The organism is Pseudomonas sp. CCI4.2 (genome assembly GCF_034350045.1).
Lineage (GTDB): Bacteria > Pseudomonadota > Gammaproteobacteria > Pseudomonadales > Pseudomonadaceae > Aquipseudomonas.
On sequence record NZ_CP133781.1, the window covers coordinates 609824 to 629660 of the forward strand.

Below are 19837 nucleotides of genomic sequence, written 5' to 3' on the forward strand. Positions count from 1 at the left end.
TGCCTTCAAATCCGCTTTTTACCGGGCATGTCGATACCGTGCAGGTTCACTCGCCGATACAGCGTCGCCCTCGATATGCCTAGCGCCTGGGCGGCTTCGCCGGGTTTCCAGCGATGGCGGATGAGCGCGTCCAGTAACAGCTGACGTTGCGGACTCGCGCAGTCTTCAACCCGGTCAACAAACGAGTGCCCGGTATGCTGTGCGCCACGGATGTCTTCAGGCAGGTCGCTCAGTTGGATCGTCATTGAGGTCGATACCGCGCAAGCGTAACGCAAGGCATGGCGCATTTGCCGGACATTGCCTGGCCAGGCATAACCGAGCAGGCACTCCAACGCCGACGCACTCAAGCCCGTGCGCCCTCCGCAGAGCCGTGCTTCTTCTTCGAATAGCCGATTGAGCAACGCCAGCCGGTCGCTGCGCTCGCGCAATGGCGGCAATTGAAACCGGGCGCCGCTGAGCCGGAAATACAAATCCTCGCGAAAACTACCCTCCTCCACCATCGTCGCCAAGTTGCGGTGAGTCGCGCAGACTACTTGAATGTCCACCGTTTGCCGACGCGCGCCGCCCAGAGGCGCGACTTCACCTTCGGCCATGACCCGCAGCAACCGCGTCTGCAAACTCAACGGCATGTCGCCAATCTCGTCGAGAAACAACGTGCCGCCATCGGCCTGCTGCAACAACCCTCGCATGCCTTTGTTCGACGCCCCGGTGAACGCACCGGCCACGTAGCCAAATAACTCGCTCTCGATCAGGCTTTCCGGTATTGCCGCGCAGTTGAGTGCAACAAATGGCCTATTTCTTCTGCTGCTGAGCTCATGCAACTGACGGGCGAACACCTCTTTGCCGGCCCCCGTTTCTCCCTGAATCAATACCGGCAGGTTGCAGTCCTTGACCCGCACCGCGAGGCGCAACCCGTCGGCGATACGCGGATCGAGTTGCGCGGCGGCGCTGTCGTCCGCAGGCACGGTTCGAATCGTATGCGACCTGCGCGGCGCGCTGAGTCTCACGTGCAGCTCACCGTCATCACCTCCCCAGCGAAGCAGTTGCGGCCTCTCGTCAGTCACCGCCTGTAACGCATCAGGGCCGAACACCTCGTTGATATGCTCCGGCAGACGACCGAAGCGCTGACGTAACGCTTGTCGGGCCATGCTATTGAGCGCCAACAAACGCCCATCGTTGTCCAGGGCCAACAGGTAATCGGGCTGACTGTCGACGTAACCCGGCGCACTGTGCGCCCGCAACAGCCAATGCCCCTGAGCGCTGTGCATGAAGAACGCGTTTTCGATGACGCGGGCGCTCTGCACCACCATTTGCCGGATCAAATGCTGACTGCGCCGGTCGTCCGGTGATTGCAGTGCCGAAACGTCCAGCACCCCGAGCAATTCACCCTGAGGGTCGAACACCGGTGCCGCCGAACAGGTCAAGCCGATGAAGGCGGCGCGAAAGTGATCACTCTTGTGAACCGTGACCGGCGTCTTGTCGGTCAGCACGGCAGCGACGCCGCACGTCCCTTCTTCGACCTCCGACCAGCAGGTCCCCAGGTATAAACCGGCCTTGCGGCAGTCGTTACGGATGCCCGATTCGACCCGATAGTCGATGGTCTGGCCCTGGGCATCGGTCAACAGCACGCAGTAATCGGCTTCACGAACCCGGCCGTGCAGCCTGGCGACTTCCTCTGTGGCAATGCGCAGGAACAGATCGGCCCGCTCTCGGCATTCCTTGAGCAAGGTGTGGGAAAGGATGCGCGGACCTTGCTGTGAAGCCGGGTCCAAATGATGCTGATCCATCGAGCGACGCCAAGAGTCGAGAATCAACTCTGGCACGGGTGCTTGTGGCTGGCGACCGGCGTGCTTCAGCACACGGCTGACGCAGTCCACATGGGCTTTGGAGTGTGCGGCAAACATGGCCTCTCCACCTCGGGGTGTATTGTTGTTATGCGCGTTATTAAGCGCCGTTCACTCCCGCAGGACAACCCTTCTAACCAGACACCCGCCCTTGAGACGGAGCGTCTCAGCGTCTCGCGCAAACACCCGGCATTGTGAAACCACGCGTCTCGTCCGGCCCTTCCGGCACGCCCTTGCTGTCGTCGCATAAACCGCTCTGTACCGGCTTTTTCAGGCCATATCCCACAGGTTGGCACCGGCCTTGCTCTGACCGTTACAAACAAAAATCAGAGGTGTGCCATGACAGAACCCGCGCTGACCGTGGGGATCATCGCCAACCCGGCGTCGGGTCGCGATGTCCGGCGCTTGACGGCCAATGCCGGCGTTTACTCAAGCACCGAGAAGGCGTCCGTGGTCCAGCGCCTGTTGGGCGCGTTCGGCGCCACCGGCATCGAACACGTTCTGCTGGCGCCTGACATGACCGGCATCGCCGCCGCTGTACTCAAAGCCAGCCAAGGACGCAACGCCCGAAAAAGCCATTGGCCGCGCCTGACCTTTCTTGACATGCCCTTGCGCCAGACCGTCGACGACACCCGCCTCGCCGCCCGAATGATGGCCGAACAAGGCGTCGCACTGATCGCAGTCCTTGGCGGCGATGGAACCCATAAAGCCGTGGCCGCCGAAGTCGGTGACATTCCGCTGCTGACGCTTTCAACCGGCACCAACAATGCTTTCCCTGAGTTGCGCGAAGCCACCAGCGCGGGACTGGCCGGTGGGTTGTGCGCAAGTGGACGCATTCCTGTGGACGTCGGCCTGAGGCGCAATAAACGCCTGCTGGTTCGCGAGCCTGGGCGGGGACTATGCGAATGGGCACTGGTGGATGTCGCGGTCTCATCGCAACCCTTCATCGGCGCCCGTGCCATCAGCCGCGCCGAGGACTTGGCCGAAGTCTTCGTCGCCTTTGCCGAACCCCACGCCATTGGCCTATCGGCTCTGTGCGGACTTTGGTGTCCGGTCTCGCGCCAATCACCGCTGGGCGCGTGGATTCGCCTGAGCCCCGACGCCGAAAACGCGGTGCTGGTGCCGTTGGCACCCGGCTTGTTACAGGGCTGCGCTGTCAGCGAATGCGGATCGATGCAGCCCGGTGTGGCGTATCCGCTGAGCCTGACCAGCGGCACGCTTGCGCTGGACGGTGAACGTGAAATCGAATTCAGCGCCCACGATCATCCCACCGTCACCCTCGACCCTTACGGCCCGATCAGCATCGACGTTGAAGCCGTTCTGGCCTACGCCGCTCGCCATCGCCTGTTAGCGATAGGACGCGAGCACCCGCAACACCCAGCAAACCTTCTGTGTTGAGACACTCCTGGAGAACAAAAAATGTCCACTCACCTGTCCCACGACCAACTGCTACACGCCTATAAAGTGATGCGCACCATCCGCGTTTTCGAAGAACGCCTGCACGTTGAATTCGCCACTGGCGAGATTCCCGGTTTCGTTCACCTGTACGCCGGTGAAGAAGCTTCCGCCGCAGGCGTGATGGCCCACCTCACCGATGACGATTGCATCGCTTCCACCCACCGTGGCCACGGGCACTGCATCGCTAAAGGGGTCGATGTGTACAGCATGATGGCTGAGATCTATGGCAAGAAAACCGGCTTGTGTGGCGGCAAAGGCGGCTCCATGCACATCGCCGACCTGGAGAAAGGCATGCTCGGCGCCAACGGCATTGTTGGCGCAGGAGCACCCTTGGCCGCAGGGGCCGCGCTGGCAGCCAAGCTCAAAGGCACGCAGGGGGTGGCCGTGGCCTTCTTCGGCGATGGCGGTTCGAATGAAGGCGCGGTGTTTGAAGCCATGAACCTCGCCTCGGTCTGGAACTTGCCCTGCGTGTTCGTCGCCGAAAACAACGGTTATGCCGAGGCCACAGCCTCGGTGTGGTCGGTGGCCAGTGACCACATCGCCGACCGCGCAGCCGGCTTCGGCATGCCCGGCGTCACGGTGGACGGTTTCGACTTCTTCGCCGTCCACGAAGCGGCTGCCGCCGCCATCGCCCGCGCGCGGGCCGGCGAAGGTCCGTCACTGATCGAGATGAAACTCACCCGTTACTACGGCCACTTCGAAGGTGATGCCCAAACCTACCGCGCCCCCGACGAGGTGAAAAACTTTCGCGACACCCGCGACTGCCTCCAACAGTTTCGGGACCGCACCTTAAATGCCGGACTGCTGACCGTCGCGCAACTCGACCAGATCGACAACGACGTTGAGCAGCTGATTGAGGACGCCGTACGTCTGGCGAAATCCGACCCCAAACCCCAGGCAAGCGATTTGCTGACCGACGTGTACGTGTCCTATCCCTGAGTCGACCTCACAACAAGAACAACAGGAGAATCATCATGGCGAGAAAAATCAGCTATCAGCAGGCAATCAACGAAGCGCTGGCGCAAGAAATGCGCCGCGACCCTACCGTATTCATCATGGGCGAAGACGTTGCTGGCGGGGCGGGCGCACCCGGAGAACAGGATGCCTGGGGCGGCGTGCTCGGCGTCACCAAAGGTCTTTATCACGAATTTCCGGGAAGGGTACTCGATACACCACTCTCAGAACTGGGTTATGTAGGCGCAGCCATTGGTGCCGCTACCCAAGGCGTAAGGCCCGTGTGCGAACTGATGTTCGTCGACTTCGCGGGCTGCTGCCTGGATCAAATCCTCAATCAGGCGGCCAAGTTCCGCTACATGTTCGGCGGCAAAGCGGTTACTCCAATTGTGATCCGCACTATGTACGGCGCAGGCCTGCGCGCCGCCGCCCAGCACTCGCAGATGCTGACGTCGTTATGGACCCATATTCCGGGACTAAAAGTGGTCTGTCCTTCTTCACCCTATGACGCCAAGGGCTTGCTGATTCAGGCGATACGCGACAACGACCCGGTGATTTTCTGCGAACACAAAATGCTCTACAGCATGCAGGGTGAAGTCCCGGAAGAGCTTTACACCGTGCCGTTTGGCGAAGCCAACGTGTTGCGCGAAGGCGATGACGTCACCTTGGTGACCTACGGGCGCATGGTCCATCAGGCGATGGAAGCCGCCAGCAACCTCGCCCGCAAAGGGATCTCCTGTGATGTGCTGGACTTGCGCACCACCAGCCCGCTGGACCTGGACAGCATTTTGGAAAGCGTGGAAAAAACCGGTCGCCTAGTGGTCATCGACGAAGCCAACCCGCGTTGTTCGGTGGCCACCGACATCTCAGCGCTGGTGGCGCAAAAAGCCTTTTTCTCCCTGCAAGCGCCGATTGAAATGGTCACCGCGCCCCACACGCCAGTGCCATTTTCCGACGCGCTGGAAGACCTCTACATCCCTACCGCCGCGAAAATCGAAGCGGCGGTGTTGAGAATCTGTGAGGGGAGGAAAGCGGCATGAGCCAGATTCACACGCTGACCATGCCCAAATGGGGCCTGTCGATGACCGAAGGGCGCGTCGACACGTGGCTCAAGGAGGAAGGCGCGCGCATCGAGAAAGGCGATCAAGTGCTCGATGTCGAAACCGACAAGATTTCCAGCAGCGTCGAAACGCCGTTTTCGGGTGTGCTGCGGCGCCGGGTGGCGCAACAGGATGAAACCTTGTCCGTGGGCGCGCTGCTCGCCGTGGTCGTTGAAGGCAACGCCAGCGAAGCGGAAATCGAAGCAGTGATCGAACGCTTCCAGGCCGAGTTTGTACCCGGTGGCGCTGCCGACGAAGACAGTGGCCCAGCGCCACAAAAAATACAGCTGGAGGGTCGCACCCTGCGGTTCTTCGACCGGGGCGAAGGCGACATCCCGCTGGTGCTGATTCACGGCTTTGGCGGGGATTTGAATAATTGGCTGTTCAACCACGACGCACTGTCAGCTGGGCGCCGCGTTATTGCCCTCGATCTGCCCGGCCATGGCGAGTCAGGCAAAACCCTGCAACGGGGCGATCTGGACGAACTGAGCCAGACCGTCTTGGGCTTGCTGGATCATTTGGAGATCAAGTCCGCGCACTTGGCGGGTCATTCACTGGGCGGCGCCGTTGCACTCAATACTGCGCGCCTTGCGCCACAACGGGTTCGCTCGCTGAGCTTGATCGCCAGCGCCGGCCTTGGCCCACAGATCAACGGCGGCTATTTGCAGGGCTTTGTCGAGGCCGCTAACCGCAATGCATTGAAACCACAGCTGGTGCAGTTGTTTTCCGACCCGGCGCTGGTAAACCGGCAAATGCTGGAAGACATGCTCAAGTACAAGCGTCTCGAAGGCGTCGATGCCGCCCTGCGCTTGCTGTCTAGCCGGTTATTTACCGATGGCCTGCAACAAACCGACCTGCGTTCCGTAGTCGCCCGGCACCCGAGCCTGGTGATCTGGGGCGAAAACGACGCCATCATCCCTGCCACCCACACCGAAGGGCTTGAGGCGCAGGTTGAGGTGTTGGCGGGTCAGGGTCACATGGTGCAGATGGAAGCAGCGGAGCAGGTCAATCGTCTGATCTTCGATTTCTTGCAGGGCCAATAACACCAGTGGCTTGGCCTGCCCGACGCTCGCCAGAGCCTCCACGCCGTCGTGAGGAGATAAACAATAATGAACAGTTCATTGAAAAACACCGCCAGCATGCGCGCTGCAGTTTGGCATGGTCGCCACGATATCCGCGTAGAAGATGTGCCGCTGCCGTCCGAGCCACCGGCCGACTGGGTACAAATTCGCGTGGATTGGTGCGGCATCTGCGGCTCGGACCTGCATGAGTATGTCGCAGGTCCGGTGTTCATTCCGGTGGACGTTCCGCACCCGATGACCGGCATTCAGGGCCAGTGCATTCTGGGCCACGAATTCTGTGGCGAAATCCTCAAGCTCGGCGCCGGTGTTGAAGGGTTTGCCGTGGGCGACCTGATCACGGCCGACGCCTGCCAGCATTGCGGCACCTGCTATTACTGCACCCATGGGCTCTACAACATTTGTGAAAAGCTGGCGTTTACTGGCCTGATGAACAACGGTGCCTTCGCCGAACGGGTCAATGTGCCCGCCAATCTTCTGTACAAACTGCCAGCGGGCTTTCCCAAAGAGGCCGGCGCGCTGATCGAACCCCTGGCGGTGGGCATGCATGCGGTCAAAAAAGCGGGAAGCCTGCACGGTCAAACCGTGGTGATCGTGGGCGCAGGCACCATCGGTCTGTGCACCATCATGTGCGCCAAAGCAGCCGGTGCCGAGCAGGTCATCGCGCTGGAAATGTCCTCAGCGCGCAAAGCCAAGGCATTAGAAGTCGGCGCCACCCGAGTTTTCGATCCGTCCGAGTGCGACGCGCTGGCTGAAATTAGGGCCGTCACCCGTGGCCTGGGCGCCGATGTGAGCTTTGAATGCATCGGCAATAAGCACACCGCCAAGCTCGCCATCGATGTGATTCGCAAAGCCGGAACATGCGTGCTGGTGGGTATTTTTGAGGAACCGAGCGAATTCAACTTTTTCGATCTGGTGTCCACTGAAAAACAAGTTATGGGTTCGCTGGCCTACAACGGCGAGTTCGCCGACGTCATCTCTCTGATAGCCGACGGCAGCCTGGACATAACGCCACTGGTCACTGGGCGAATCGGGCTAGAGGAGATCGTCAGTCACGGTTTCGAAGAGTTGGTCCATAACAAGGAGCACAACGTCAAAATCATCGTGTCGCCCGGTCAGGTCTGATCGGCACTTTAAAGAGCCCGCCCTGGGCTCTTTTTTCTCAACGCCGCCTAACGGCGGCTTTGTTGTTTTTTGCCCTTCGCCTTCGCGCTCAAGTAAACTTGCGCGCTTCTCGCAGCCGCGCGCTGCACTTCGTCATTTCTCATAGGTGCCCGCCATGCCTTGGCTGCAAGTCCGTCTCGCCATCAGCCCAGAACAAGCCGAAACCTACGAAGACGCTTTTCTTGAAGTGGGCGCCGTGTCTGTCACGTTCATGGACGCCGAAGATCAGCCGATCTTCGAACCTGAACTCAACACCACGCCGCTGTGGTCCCACACCCATTTGCTGGCGTTGTTCGAAGCCGACACCGACGCCGCTCAAGTACTGGCCCACCTGCAACTGCTCACTGGCGCCGAACTGCCGGAACACATGAGCGAAGTCATCGAAGATCAGGACTGGGAACGCAGCTGGATGGACAACTTTCAGCCCATGCGTTTCGGCGAGCGGCTGTGGATCGTCCCAAGCTGGCACGTTGCGCCAGAACCTGACGCCGTGAACCTGCTGCTCGATCCCGGCTTGGCCTTCGGCACGGGCACTCATCCGACGACGGCGCTGTGCCTCGAATGGCTCGATGGTCAAGACCTGAAAGACTGCAACGTATTGGACTTCGGCTGCGGCTCGGGAATTCTGGCCATCGCCGCGTTGTTGCTGGGCGCCAAGCAAGCGGTGGGGACTGACATCGATTTCCAAGCGCTGGATGCCTCGCGGGACAACGCCGGACGCAACAACATAGCGCCCGAACGCTTCACGCTGTACCTGCCTGAAGACCTGCCTCAAGAAAAAGCTGACGTGTTGGTGGCCAACATTTTGGCCGGTCCCTTGGTGTCATTGGCACCAACGCTCGCCGGTCTGGTCAAAACCGGTGGCCGCCTCGCCTTGTCCGGGATTCTCGCTGAACAGGGCAAGGAAGTGGCTGCCGCTTACGCCGAGACCTTTGTGCTGGACCCGATTGCCGACCGTGATGGCTGGGTTCGCATCACGGGCCGCCGCCGTTAACCGTTGCTTGAAGCCGTAGGCTAGAATCAGCGCCTGCATGAACCGGATCGCCGCATGACCGACAGTTTCGTTACCCAGTGTCCGCACTGCCAGACCAGTTTTCGCGTGAGTCATGCTCAATTGAGTGTGGCCCGTGGCGTCGTAAGGTGCGGCGCCTGCCTGCAAGTTTTCAATGCAGCAAAACAACTGCTCGAACAGCGCGCTGGCAAAGCGATCGAAGAGATTCAAACGCCCCTTCCCGCGCCACTGGCCGCGCCCCTGCTACCGCCGCCGGTGATTACGCCCGCCCAAGAGCCGGACGAGCCACCGGCCGAACGGCCAATTGATCCGCCCCCTAAGATCGAACCGCCTGCCAAAGAGTGGAAAACCCGGGCACTCGATTTCGCCAACCTTGATCTGGACAACCTTGATCTTGACGAGGCACTGGCCAAGCTTGAGCAACGAGAAATCCAGCTCCCGGAATCCTTTGGTCAAACCGGTCATTCCCGTAGCAGCGACTCGGCGATGAGTGCTCGACGCGACAACGCCAGCGGCGAGAGCGAGCAGTTCGACAGCTTGCTGAACGATGACGCCGCCGATCGCGAACATGAGCAAACGCCGGAAAGTGATGCGTTGCCCGAGGCGAAACCTGCACACGAGCCTTTGGCGCGAAATGGACGCACCGAACCGTCACTGTCCTACGACCTCGACGGGCCCGAGTACGAACCCAAGCCGCCTGCACCGCCATTGATCGCTGAAACTCCCGGACGCACGGCTCAACGCAAGGACAGTGTTTACGATGAGCCCGGCGAGCGGATGTCGGCCATTGATGACGACGAGCAGCCTTTGGACGAACCGGCTCAACGCCAAGCGCCTCGACTCAAACGCAGTCGCACCGAACCTGGCTTGCAAGAACATGTGCTGCGCAACAATCCAATGCTCGACCTCTCGGATGACCCGTTGCAACTCGACTGGCAAAAGCCAAAGCCACGCTGGGGTCGTCGGTTTGTCTGGGGGCTGCTGATTTTGCTCGCCATCACGGCATTGGCCGGACAATACATCTGGTATCACTTCGACGAGCTGGCGCGTCAGGACCAATACCGACCTTGGTTTCAACTGGCCTGCCCTCAAGTCGGCTGCACCGTGCCGTCCAAGGTGGATATCGATCTGCTTAAGAGCAGCAACCTGATCGTACGCAGCCACCCTGACTTCAAGGGGGCCTTGGTGGTCGATGCGATCATCTATAACCGTGCGTCGTTTTCTCAACCCTTCCCGTTGTTGGAATTGCGATTTGCCGACCCCAATGGTCAATTGATCGCCAGTCGTCGGTTCAAGCCCAGCGAATACCTGAGTGGCGAAATGGCCGGCAAGGCCGAAATGCCGCCGCAAACGCCCATTCATATTGCGCTGGACATCCTCGACCCAGGCGCCAAAGCGGTCAATTACAGTCTAAGCTTTCGATCACCGGAATAAGCGCTGAAGCGCGCCTGCAGGCGGTAGCCTGCCCGACGTTGAGCAATCGCCGGTTGGTAAGCAATCGATAGATTCGAGCCACATGCGCGGGGGATTTCCGACCCGCGATTGGCGACATATTTATGACGTCGAGCGGAACAACCAATCCGACCGCGATAAGAAAATAACTGCTCAGATTTTATCCAATTCAGCCTTTATCCAGTCATCGAGAGCGGGTATCATGCCAACCCTTTTTCATACTCTGGGTTCCGACTGAAAACTCGCTTCAGCACCTAAAAACAGTCCTTCGGGCCGCGTGAGAACGCAGCGACGAATGCAATGGTTTTCACGTGACCAGCGATGATCGGCCCCACAACAGGCACACCTATGTCGGCGGTACGCATCGGCCCTTATACATTGCAAAACGGCTTGATTCTTGCCCCGATGGCTGGAGTTACTGACCAGCCCTTCCGCCAGCTTTGCCGCCAACTCGGCGCAGGGTTGGTGGTATCGGAAATGGTGACCAGCGACATGAGCCTGTGGAACAGTCGCAAATCGCGTCTGCGCATGATCCACGAAGGTGATCCCGAACCCCGTTCGGTACAGATCGCCGGTGGTGATCCGCAAATGCTGGCAAATGCAGCACGCGCCAATGTTGAACTGGGCGCACAGATCATCGACATCAACATGGGTTGCCCGGCAAAAAAGGTCTGCAATAAGGCTGCGGGTTCCGCATTACTGAAAGACGAACAACTGGTCACCGAGATCCTGCACGCCGTCGTGGCCGCAGTTGATGTACCGGTCACGCTGAAGATACGCACCGGCTGGGACCGATCGAACAAGAACGGCCTGACCGTGGCAAAGATCGCCGAACAAGCCGGAATTGTGGCATTGGCGGTCCATGGCCGAACCCGTGCAGATCTGTACACCGGCGAAGCCGAATACGACACCATTGCGGCGATCAAGCAGGCGGTGTCGATTCCAGTGTTCGCCAATGGTGACATCGATTCACCGGCCAAAGCCCGGTACGTGCTGCAAGCCACCGGGGCAGACGGTTTACTGATTGGCAGGGCTGCCCAAGGGCGGCCCTGGATTTTTCGCGAGATAGAACACTTCCTGCGTACCGGCGAACTATTGCCCGCGCTGCAGTTGAGTGAGGTGGAACGCATTCTGCTAGAGCATTTGGCGGCGTTGCACATTTTCTATGGCGATGTGCTGGGTGTGCGGATTGCACGCAAGCATGTCGGCTGGTATCTCGCAACCCTGCCGGGCGCCAGGGAGTTTCGTGCCCATTTCAATCGTTTGGAAGATACGGAAGCACAGTGCGCCAACGTTCGCGAGTTCTTCAGCGACCGTTATGAGAGCCCGCAAACAGGGGACGGAGAAGAGGTGGCTGCATGACGATGATGACCGAGAATTTAGTGAGTGGAACAACACCCGTGAGCGAAAAAGTGAATTTGAAACAGCACCTCAACACGCCCAGCGAGGAGGGTCAGACCCTGCGTGGCAGTGTAGAGAAGGCGCTGCACAATTATTTCGCCCACCTGGAAGGCGCTGCCGTTACGGATGTGTACAACCTCGTGTTGTCGGAGGTCGAAGCGCCGTTGCTCGAATGCGTGATGAACTACGTCAAGGGAAACCAAACCAAAGCGTCCGAATTACTGGGCCTTAATCGCGGCACCTTGCGCAAGAAACTCAAGCAGTACGACCTGCTGTAAGCATTTAATAAAAAAGGCGATCCACTTCAGGGGGTCGCCTTTTTTTGCTGACTCCTTTGTTTTAGATGGAATTTGAAATGACCGACCAGACTACCCGCCTGCCGATCCGCCGTGCCTTGATCAGCGTCTCCGACAAGACCGGGATCGTCGATTTCGCCCGTGCACTCAGCGCCCTGGGCGTCGAGATCCTTTCCACCGGCGGCACGTTCAAGCTGCTTCAGGACAACGGCATTGCGGCGGTAGAAGTCGCTGACTACACCGGTTTCGCAGAAATGATGGACGGCCGGGTCAAGACCCTGCACCCGAAAATCCACGGCGGCATTCTTGGCCGTCGCGGTATCGACGACGCCATCATGACCGAGCACGGGATCAAGCCGATCGATCTGGTCGCGGTCAACCTCTACCCGTTTGAAGCGACCATTGCCAAGCCAGGTTGCGACCTGCCAACCGCCATCGAAAACATCGATATCGGCGGCCCGACCATGGTTCGCTCGGCCGCGAAAAACCATAAAGACGTGGCCATCGTGGTCAACGCCGGCGACTACGCCACAGTGCTGGGAAGCCTCAAGGCTGGTGGCCTGACGTACGCCCAACGTTTCGACCTGATGCTCAAGGCGTTTGAACACACGGCTGCTTACGACGGCATGATCGCCAACTATTTGGGTAGCATTGATCAGACCGCTGAAACCCTTACCACTGAAGGCCGCAGCGCATTCCCACGCACCTTCAACAGCCAGTTCATCAAGGCCCAGGAAATGCGCTACGGCGAGAACCCGCACCAGAGCGCGGCGTTCTACGTTGAAACCCATCCTGCCGAAGTCGGCATTGCCACCGCGACTCAGTTGCAAGGCAAGGAATTGTCGTACAACAACGTGGCGGACACCGACGCTGCGCTGGAATGCGTAAAAAGCTTCGTCAAGCCGGCCTGCGTCATCGTCAAACACGCCAACCCGTGTGGCGTTGCAGTCAGCCCGGACGACGAAGGCGGCATTCGTCAGGCCTACGAACTGGCCTACGCCACCGACAGCGAATCTGCGTTTGGCGGCATCATTGCCTTCAACCGCGAACTGGACGCCAAGACCGCCCAGGCGATCGTTGAGCGTCAGTTTGTTGAAGTGATTATCGCGCCGAGCGTTACCGCCCAAGCCCAAGCCATTATTGCAACCAAGGTCAATGTCCGCTTGCTGATTAGCGGTCAATGGGCAACCGAGCGCACCCCGGCCTGGGACTTCAAGCGCGTCAACGGTGGCTTGTTGGTTCAGAGCCGCGACATCGGAATGATCGGCAGCGACGACCTGAAGGTCGTCACCCAGCGCGCACCGAGCGAGCAGGAAATTCATGACCTGATCTTCGCCTGGAAAGTCGCCAAGTACGTGAAGTCCAACGCCATCGTCTACGCGAAAAACCGCCAGACCATCGGTGTCGGCGCGGGCCAGATGAGCCGCGTCAACTCCGCGCGCATCGCTGCAATCAAGGCAGAACACGCCGGATTGTCGGTGCAGGGCGCGGTCATGGCATCGGACGCGTTCTTCCCGTTCCGCGACGGCATCGACAACGCAGCCAAGGCGGGCATCACCGCCGTCATCCAGCCAGGCGGCTCGATGCGAGACAACGAAGTGATCGCTGCCGCCGACGAAGCAGGCATTGCCATGGTCTTCACCGGCATGCGTCATTTCAGGCACTGATTTTTACTGTAGGAGCCAACGTGTTGGCGAGACCTTCGCCAACACGTTGGCTCCTACAGATGATAGTGCTTGCTGCATCCCCCAGAATTCAGCGTCATCGAGGTTTTTGAAATGAACGTTCTAATCATTGGCGCCGGTGGCCGTGAACACGCGTTGGCGTGGAAAGTCGCACAGGACCCACGTGTCGTGAAGGTTTTCGTTGCACCGGGCAATGCCGGGACCGCGACCGAAGCAAAGTGCGAAAACGTTGATATCGACGTCCTTGCACTCGCCGAGCTGGCAGATTTCGCAGAAAAAAACGTTTCCCTGACCATCGTCGGTCCCGAAGGGCCACTGGTGGCGGGCGTGGTCGACTTGTTCCGCTCCCGTGGTCTGGATTGCTTTGGCCCTACCGCTGGCGCTGCGCAACTGGAAGGGTCGAAAGCCTTCACGAAAGACTTCCTGGCGCGCCACAAGATTCCAACCGCTGATTACCAGAACTTCACTGAAGTCGAGCCAGCGCTGGCGTACTTGCAGAAAGTCGGCGCACCCATCGTGATCAAGGCCGACGGCCTCGCAGCGGGCAAAGGCGTGATCGTCGCCATGACCCTGGTTGAAGCCGAAGACGCCGTGCGCGACATGCTTGCCGGCAATACATTTGGCGAAGCCGGTTCACGGGTGGTGATCGAAGAATTTCTTGATGGCGAAGAAGCCAGCTTCATTGTCATGGTCGACGGCAAAAACGTTTTACCCATGGCCACCAGCCAAGACCACAAGCGTGTCGGCGACGGCGACAGCGGCCCCAACACCGGCGGTATGGGTGCTTACTCTCCGGCCCCGGTCGTCACTGCCGAGGTTCACCAACGGGTTATGGACTTGGTGATATGGCCGACTGTCCGCGCAATGGCCGAGGAAGGCAACGTTTACACTGGCTTCCTCTATGCTGGCTTGATGATCGACAAAGTCGGGAATCCGAAGGTCATCGAATTCAACTGCCGTTTCGGCGATCCCGAAACCCAACCGGTGATGTTGCGCCTGCAATCGAGCCTGGTGTTGTTGATCGAAGCCGCGCTGGCCAAGGCCCTGGATAAGGTTGAAGCGCAGTGGGATCCCCGTCCAAGTCTGGGCGTGGTACTGGCCGCTGGCGGTTATCCAGGTGATTACGCCAAAGGCGCTGCGATCAAAGGCCTGGACACCGCAGCTAGCATGAACGGCAAAGTATTCCATGCCGGTACGGCGTTGCAGGATGGTCAGGTCGTAACGTCCGGCGGACGTGTTTTGTGTGCCACAGCACTGGGCGACAGCGTAAGCGACGCACAGGAACAAGCGTACAAATTGGCTGCTGAAATTGATTGGGAAGGTTGCTTCTATCGCAAGGATATTGGTTATCGTGCCATTGCTCGCGAGCGTGGTGAAGACCTGGAATAAGGCAAACAGCCACTCAGGCAAGCGCCTCAACGGGGTCTTGCCTGTTTATTGCAGCCCCGCGCATAGTTATCTGGCATTCACCTACGAAGGGATTTCGCTGTGCGCTGGCTCAGGATTGCCATAGGTTTTACCCTCAGTCTGCTGACGCTTCTCTGCATGCTTCCCAGCTATGCCGAGCAACGTGGTGGTTGGTCAACGCTGCTCGATGATCAGGCCAGCCTGCAATTGAGCGACGTACGCTCAGCTCGTTACGTTAATCAATTCAGCCCTATTGACCTCGATCAAGTCGTCGCCGGTGATCGAAACAGTGCTGTCTGGCTTCATTATCGGTTGCTCCCTGACGAGCACGAACAGCTGCTACGCGTCTTTGCCCCGGACTTGGCCAGCCTTGACCTTTACGTGCTCGATGGCGACAAGCTCATCACTCATTCACGCACCGGCAATAACATCCCACGCGACACCCATTCGTTGCACTCCACCGACTTTCTGATGCCGATGCCGCAGAGCATCCGTGTGCTGGACGTTTATCTGCGCCTGGTTTCAGAGCAACAACTGCGCCCCAACATTACCTTGCAGTCCGCCATTTCAATCGCAGCGGATGAACGCCAACCTTTATTGCTCGGCCTGTTTTTAGGTTGCTTGGCCATGCTGATCCTGCAGAACATTACCCGTTTCACCCACACTCGCTCCCATACCAGCTTATGGCTGGCGGCGTGCGAAGCGATGCTGACGCTGAGCGCGATGCTGTTGCTCAATCTTCTGGCGCCTTGGGTGCCGAACTGGCACGTGGCCCAGCCCCCCAATGCCTATTGGGCGTTGATTCTGGCCGCCCTCAGTGGGTTGATGTTTGCGTACCGCTTCTTCGCGCCCTGTGCCTCGATTATTTTGAATCGTTTTCTGCTGGGCGACATGCTGGTCATTGCATTGGCTGGCCTCTTGGAGCTGTTCGTCACCCGCTTGCCACTGAACCTGATCACCTATGGTGTGGTGGCGCTTGCGAGCCTGAGCATCCTGTTTGTCTCGGTATATCACTGGCAAAAGGGCTACAACCCGGCCCGCCTGTTTGTGCTGGGAATGGTCGTGTTCAACCTGGGTTGCCTGGTGATTATGCCCGCCTTGCTCGGCCTGACGATGATAGCGCCACAATGGCTGATCATTACGTTGTTAGGTGTGTTCTGCGCTTCTGGGCTGTTCATGAGCGTGGCCCTGAGCGAGCGTCATCGGAGCATTACCGAAGACGAGTTCAGTGTCAGCCGCGACCTCGCCGCCAGCACTGCTGAAATCAACGCCAAGGCCGAGTTTCTGGCCAAAATCAGCCACGAAATTCGCACCCCGATGAATGGCGTCCTGGGTATGACCGAGCTATTGCTGGGCACGCCGCTTTCGGTGAAACAACGCGATTATGTTCAGACGATCCACAGCGCAGGCAACGAGCTGCTGACACTGATCAACGAAATTCTGGACATCACCAAGCTCGAATCCGGACAGATCGAACTCGACGATGTGCAATTCGATCTCAACGCATTGATCGAAGACTGCCTGAATATCTTCCGAGCCAAAGCCGAGCAGCAAAATGTCGAGCTGATCAGTTTCATCCAGCCTCAGGTTCCACGGGTGATCAGCGGCGACCCGACGCGCTTGCGCCAGGCGCTGCTCAGCCTGCTTGAAAACGCCATGAAAAAAACCGACGAAGGCGAAATCCTACTGGTGGTCGCGCTGGATTCGCGCAGCGGCAAGCCGCGTTTGCGCATCGCGGTGCAAGACAGTGGCGAGCCCTTAGCGGCCCATGAACGCGACAGCCTTCTCCATGCCGAGCTGCACAGCAAAAACTTTCTTGCCACGACCAAATTAGGCGGTCATCTGGGGTTGGTGATTGCGCGTCAATTGATCATGTTGATGCATGGCGAATTTGGCATTCAAACCGGTAATTCCCATGGCAGCACGCTGTGGCTGACGTTACCACTGGACCCGGATCGGCTTGAGCAACCGACCACCGATCTGGACGGCCCGCTTCAGGGCGCACGGGTCCTGGTGGTGGACGACAATGACACGTGCCGCAAAGTGTTGGTGCAGCAATGCACCGCCTGGGGTTTGAATGTCAGCGCCGTGCCGTCGGGCAAAGAAGCACTGGCACTGCTGCGAACCAAAGCCCACCTGCGCGACTATTTCGACGTGGTGCTGCTCGACCAGAACATGCCGGGCATGACCGGTATGCAGCTCGCAGCCAAGATCAAGGAAGACCCGAGCCTCAATCACGATATCTTGCTGATCATGCTTACCGGTATCAGTAATGCGCCAAGCAAAATCATTGCGCGCAATGCCGGCATCAAACGCATCTTGGCAAAACCGGTGGCCGGCTACACCCTCAAGACCACCTTGGCCGACGAGCTAAACCAACGAACTCGAGGGACCCCCACCGGCACGCCATACGCAACCGCCAACCCGCTGATCAACCCGATCAACGTACCCAGTGATTTCCGTATTCTTGTCGCCGAAGACAACAGCATATCGACCAAAGTGATTCGCGGCATGCTAGGCAAACTGAACTTACAACCTGACACCGCCAGCAATGGCGAAGAAGCCCTGCTCGCGATGAAGGCCCAGCGCTATGACCTGGTACTGATGGACTGCGAAATGCCGATCCTTGATGGCTTTTCTGCAACCCAACAGTTACGCGCTTGGGAAATTGCCAATCAACGCGTTCGTACGCCAGTGGTGGCGTTGACTGCCCACATCTTGAGCGAACACAAGGACCGCGCGCGTCAGGCCGGCATGGATGGCCACATGGCCAAACCCGTCGAACTGTCGCAACTGCGCGAACTGATCGAGCAGTGGGCTGCCAAGCGTCAGCAGAGTCAGTCGTATTCCGAGACCCATTGAGTCTCGGCAGCGGGGATCTTGCTGCTTTTCCCACTGTTGAACTGATATTCCTCAACGAGATAAGCTGCCGCGCCTGATAGACTTCCCGTCGTCCTTAATTAGTCGCGCGAGCCCAAGCCATGCTTCACGTGTTGTTCAGCGTTTACCTGAAGATGTTGGTGCTCTACAGCCCGTTCTTCGTCCTGTCGTGTTTCATCAGCCTTACCCGTGGTTACTCCAGCAAGGAACGTCGTCGACTGGCGTGGAAAGTCGCACTGGCCACTCTGGTCTCCAGCGTGCTGCTTTACCTGTTCGGGCGGGTCATTTTCTCGGTATTCGGGATCACCGTTGACGCGTTTCGCATTGGTGCGGGCAGCGTTTTGTTCATTTCGGCGTTGGGCATGGCCCAAGGCAAATCTGCGGTGCAAACCGACAACGTTCAACAGGACGTCACCATTGTCCCGCTGACCATCCCGTTGACCGTCGGCCCCGGTACCATCGGCGCGTTGCTGGTGATGGGCGTGAGCCAACCGCACTGGGATGACAAGCTCACCGCCATCCTCAGTATTGCCCTCGCCAGCCTGACCGTCGGCATTGTGTTGTACCTGTCGAACCGAATCGAAAACATCCTGGGCGATCAGGGTTTGCAGATCGTCAGTCGGTTGATGGGGTTGTTCGTCTGTGCACTGGCGGCGCAAATTATCTTTACCGGGGTCAGAGGGTATTTGTTGCCTTAGGGGCCTCAGAGCTCGATGTCCTGGATGAAGCGGGTGGAATTCTGAACCAGCTTGGTGCGTATTTGCTCACGAAAGGGCGCATAGCGAGCGGTGCTGAACGCGTAAACGCCGCCGACCAAGTGGAGCACCAAGTCACGGTGAGTGTTATCCCAAAACCAGCTGTCATCGATTACGGCCAGCGCGTTAATTCGCAAAGCACACAAGAAAACCCTTATTTCGCCGTTAGCGGTTCTTTCGCACGGCACAATTTGAAAACTGCCGATGCGCCCCGCCCCCGTACCTCGTCGAAAAAACGCCTGGGCGTATTCATTGACTCGTATCGCGTTAAATGACGCTTGAACCAAACGGGCGAGCTTGGCTGAACCTTCCGTGCCCACCACTTTAAAGGTCAGTCGATCCAGCTCGTAGGGGTCGGTTATGACTACGGGGGCCCTGAGAATCTGGCTTTTTAACTGACAGCCGTGTTTGACCATCCTGTTTCGGTAGTAATCCAGCCAACTCTTCCAATGCACGTGCTGGTCATAGGCCTGACTGGCAAAAAAGTCCGCGTGCAACAACAAATCCAATATGTCCTCCTTTTCCTGGACCGACATTCCCGCTACAAACGAGACCAGATTATTGCCTGCTATGGCCATATGGGTTTTTTTAGTGATCATTGTTGAGACGCCTCAAGCGCCAAAATCAGTGACGACCGTCTAGCGCCGAGTGCCGAAATAAAGGTATCTCTGAACTGAGAATAACGAAGGTCCGACAGTTGCGCCGAGAACGAAGCCAGCTCTACGTTGCCCACTATCTGATTGCGATCAAACGGCTTGAGCAAAGCGTGTTCTGCAACTTTCGCTCGGGTTTTGAACGCGATAAATATTGAGGTCATGGACGGAGCGCCGTGTACGAAGCTCAGTTGCAGCACCACCGAGGAAAGCAGGTCACCCCCTTCGGGCCGATCAGACCGCAACGCGTGTTCTCCGAGCAGCGATTGAGCCGCCGGGTTAAAAACGTGTTCGGGTGAATGCACCGCGATGCGCTCAGCTGTTTGAATAAGTGAAACCGGTACGCGTCCCTCAAGCTCAGCTTCAATGAGTAACCACAGGTCAAAAGGTCCGGGGCCTTGTATCGGTTCACTGCAGTAACCGCGCTCAGAGACTATCCAGCCAAACGTCGCCATCGCCTTTAGATAGGTTGTGTACCAGGCGTCAAACTCAGCAAACTTGGGGTGTTTTTTCGACGCCGCCAGCTGGGTATACAAACTGGCGTCGAGAATATCTCGTTTATCAGCATCTTTGACGGGATCGTCGAAGAACATCATCGAACCCGCATTGATATAGCTAGTTGGCATTCCATTGCCCATAACATTCTCCTAATAGTCGACTCGGCAGTCCGCCGCAGTCTCCTGTGGCGGACTGGCGA

General features: G+C 58.5%; 16 protein-coding genes. 13 read left to right on the forward strand and 3 right to left on the reverse strand.

Going from position 1 to position 19837, the window contains the following annotated elements; translation table 11 throughout:
* Window positions 1–5 precede the first annotated feature (5 nt).
* A complete protein-coding gene (locus RHM65_RS02740; protein WP_322167493.1) occupies window positions 6–1904 on the reverse strand; it encodes a sigma-54-dependent Fis family transcriptional regulator in 1899 nt (632 codons plus the stop codon).
* A 279-nt stretch (window positions 1905–2183) separates the two neighbouring features.
* On the opposite strand from RHM65_RS02740, the gene RHM65_RS02745 reads away from it, so the two are divergent.
* The 13 genes from RHM65_RS02745 to RHM65_RS02805 all read left to right on the forward strand — a co-directional run bounded on the left by RHM65_RS02745 (window position 2184) and on the right by RHM65_RS02805 (window position 18430).
* A complete protein-coding gene (locus RHM65_RS02745) occupies window positions 2184–3242 on the forward strand; it encodes an ATP-NAD kinase family protein (RefSeq protein WP_322167492.1) in 1059 nt (352 codons plus the stop codon).
* 21 nt (window positions 3243–3263) lie between these two features.
* Window positions 3264–4241 carry a thiamine pyrophosphate-dependent dehydrogenase E1 component subunit alpha gene (locus tag RHM65_RS02750; protein WP_322167491.1) on the forward strand — a complete coding sequence of 326 codons (978 nt, stop codon included), beginning with the start codon at window positions 3264–3266 and terminating at the stop codon, window positions 4239–4241.
* Between the two features lie 35 nt (window positions 4242–4276).
* Window positions 4277–5296: an alpha-ketoacid dehydrogenase subunit beta gene (locus tag RHM65_RS02755; RefSeq protein WP_322167490.1), complete on the forward strand. Its 1020-nt coding sequence runs from the start codon at window positions 4277–4279 to the stop codon at window positions 5294–5296.
* Entirely contained in the window at window positions 5293–6399 is a 1107-nt protein-coding gene (locus RHM65_RS02760; protein ID WP_322167489.1) for an acetoin dehydrogenase dihydrolipoyllysine-residue acetyltransferase subunit, read from the forward strand. Before RHM65_RS02755 ends, RHM65_RS02760 begins: the two co-directional genes overlap by 4 nt.
* 96 nt (window positions 6400–6495) lie before the next feature.
* Complete coding sequence (locus tag RHM65_RS02765; protein ID WP_322170698.1) at window positions 6496–7560, forward strand: 2,3-butanediol dehydrogenase; 1065 nt, start codon at window positions 6496–6498, stop codon at window positions 7558–7560.
* Between the two features lie 154 nt (window positions 7561–7714).
* A complete protein-coding gene (gene prmA / locus RHM65_RS02770; protein ID WP_322167488.1) occupies window positions 7715–8593 on the forward strand; it encodes a 50S ribosomal protein L11 methyltransferase in 879 nt (292 codons plus the stop codon).
* Window positions 8594–8647: 54 nt separating this feature from the next.
* Complete coding sequence (locus tag RHM65_RS02775) at window positions 8648–10045, forward strand: DUF3426 domain-containing protein (protein WP_322167487.1); 1398 nt, start codon at window positions 8648–8650, stop codon at window positions 10043–10045.
* A gap of 366 nt (window positions 10046–10411) precedes the next feature.
* Window positions 10412–11425, forward strand: coding sequence for a tRNA dihydrouridine synthase DusB (gene dusB, locus RHM65_RS02780; protein ID WP_322167486.1), 1014 nt, complete (start codon window positions 10412–10414; stop codon window positions 11423–11425).
* Window positions 11422–11742 (forward strand): DNA-binding transcriptional regulator Fis, encoded by a 321-nt coding sequence (fis, locus tag RHM65_RS02785; RefSeq protein WP_322167485.1) that lies wholly within the window; start codon window positions 11422–11424, stop codon window positions 11740–11742. Before dusB ends, fis begins: the two co-directional genes overlap by 4 nt.
* 77 nt (window positions 11743–11819) lie before the next feature.
* Window positions 11820–13427, forward strand: a complete 1608-nt coding sequence (gene purH / locus RHM65_RS02790; RefSeq protein ID WP_322167484.1) for a bifunctional phosphoribosylaminoimidazolecarboxamide formyltransferase/IMP cyclohydrolase — start codon at window positions 11820–11822, stop codon at window positions 13425–13427.
* 111 nt (window positions 13428–13538) lie between these two features.
* Window positions 13539–14834: a phosphoribosylamine--glycine ligase gene (gene purD / locus RHM65_RS02795; RefSeq protein ID WP_322167483.1), complete on the forward strand. Its 1296-nt coding sequence runs from the start codon at window positions 13539–13541 to the stop codon at window positions 14832–14834.
* A gap of 99 nt (window positions 14835–14933) precedes the next feature.
* Window positions 14934–17714, forward strand: a complete 2781-nt coding sequence (locus RHM65_RS02800; RefSeq protein WP_322184219.1) for a hybrid sensor histidine kinase/response regulator — start codon at window positions 14934–14936, stop codon at window positions 17712–17714.
* A 119-nt stretch (window positions 17715–17833) separates the two neighbouring features.
* Window positions 17834–18430, forward strand: a complete 597-nt coding sequence (locus RHM65_RS02805) for a MarC family protein (RefSeq protein WP_322167481.1) — start codon at window positions 17834–17836, stop codon at window positions 18428–18430.
* Between the two features lie 5 nt (window positions 18431–18435).
* Here the strand turns inward: RHM65_RS02805 and RHM65_RS02810 are convergent, their stop codons facing one another.
* Together RHM65_RS02810 and RHM65_RS02815 are read right to left on the reverse strand one after the other, a co-directional pair.
* On the reverse strand, window positions 18436–19086 hold the full coding sequence (locus RHM65_RS02810) for a hypothetical protein (RefSeq protein WP_322184221.1): 651 nt from the start codon (window positions 19084–19086) through the stop codon (window positions 18436–18438).
* A complete protein-coding gene (locus RHM65_RS02815; protein ID WP_322167479.1) occupies window positions 19083–19766 on the reverse strand; it encodes a hypothetical protein in 684 nt (227 codons plus the stop codon). The genes RHM65_RS02810 and RHM65_RS02815 overlap by 4 nt, the downstream gene beginning before the upstream one ends.
* Window positions 19767–19837: the final 71 nt, after the last annotated feature.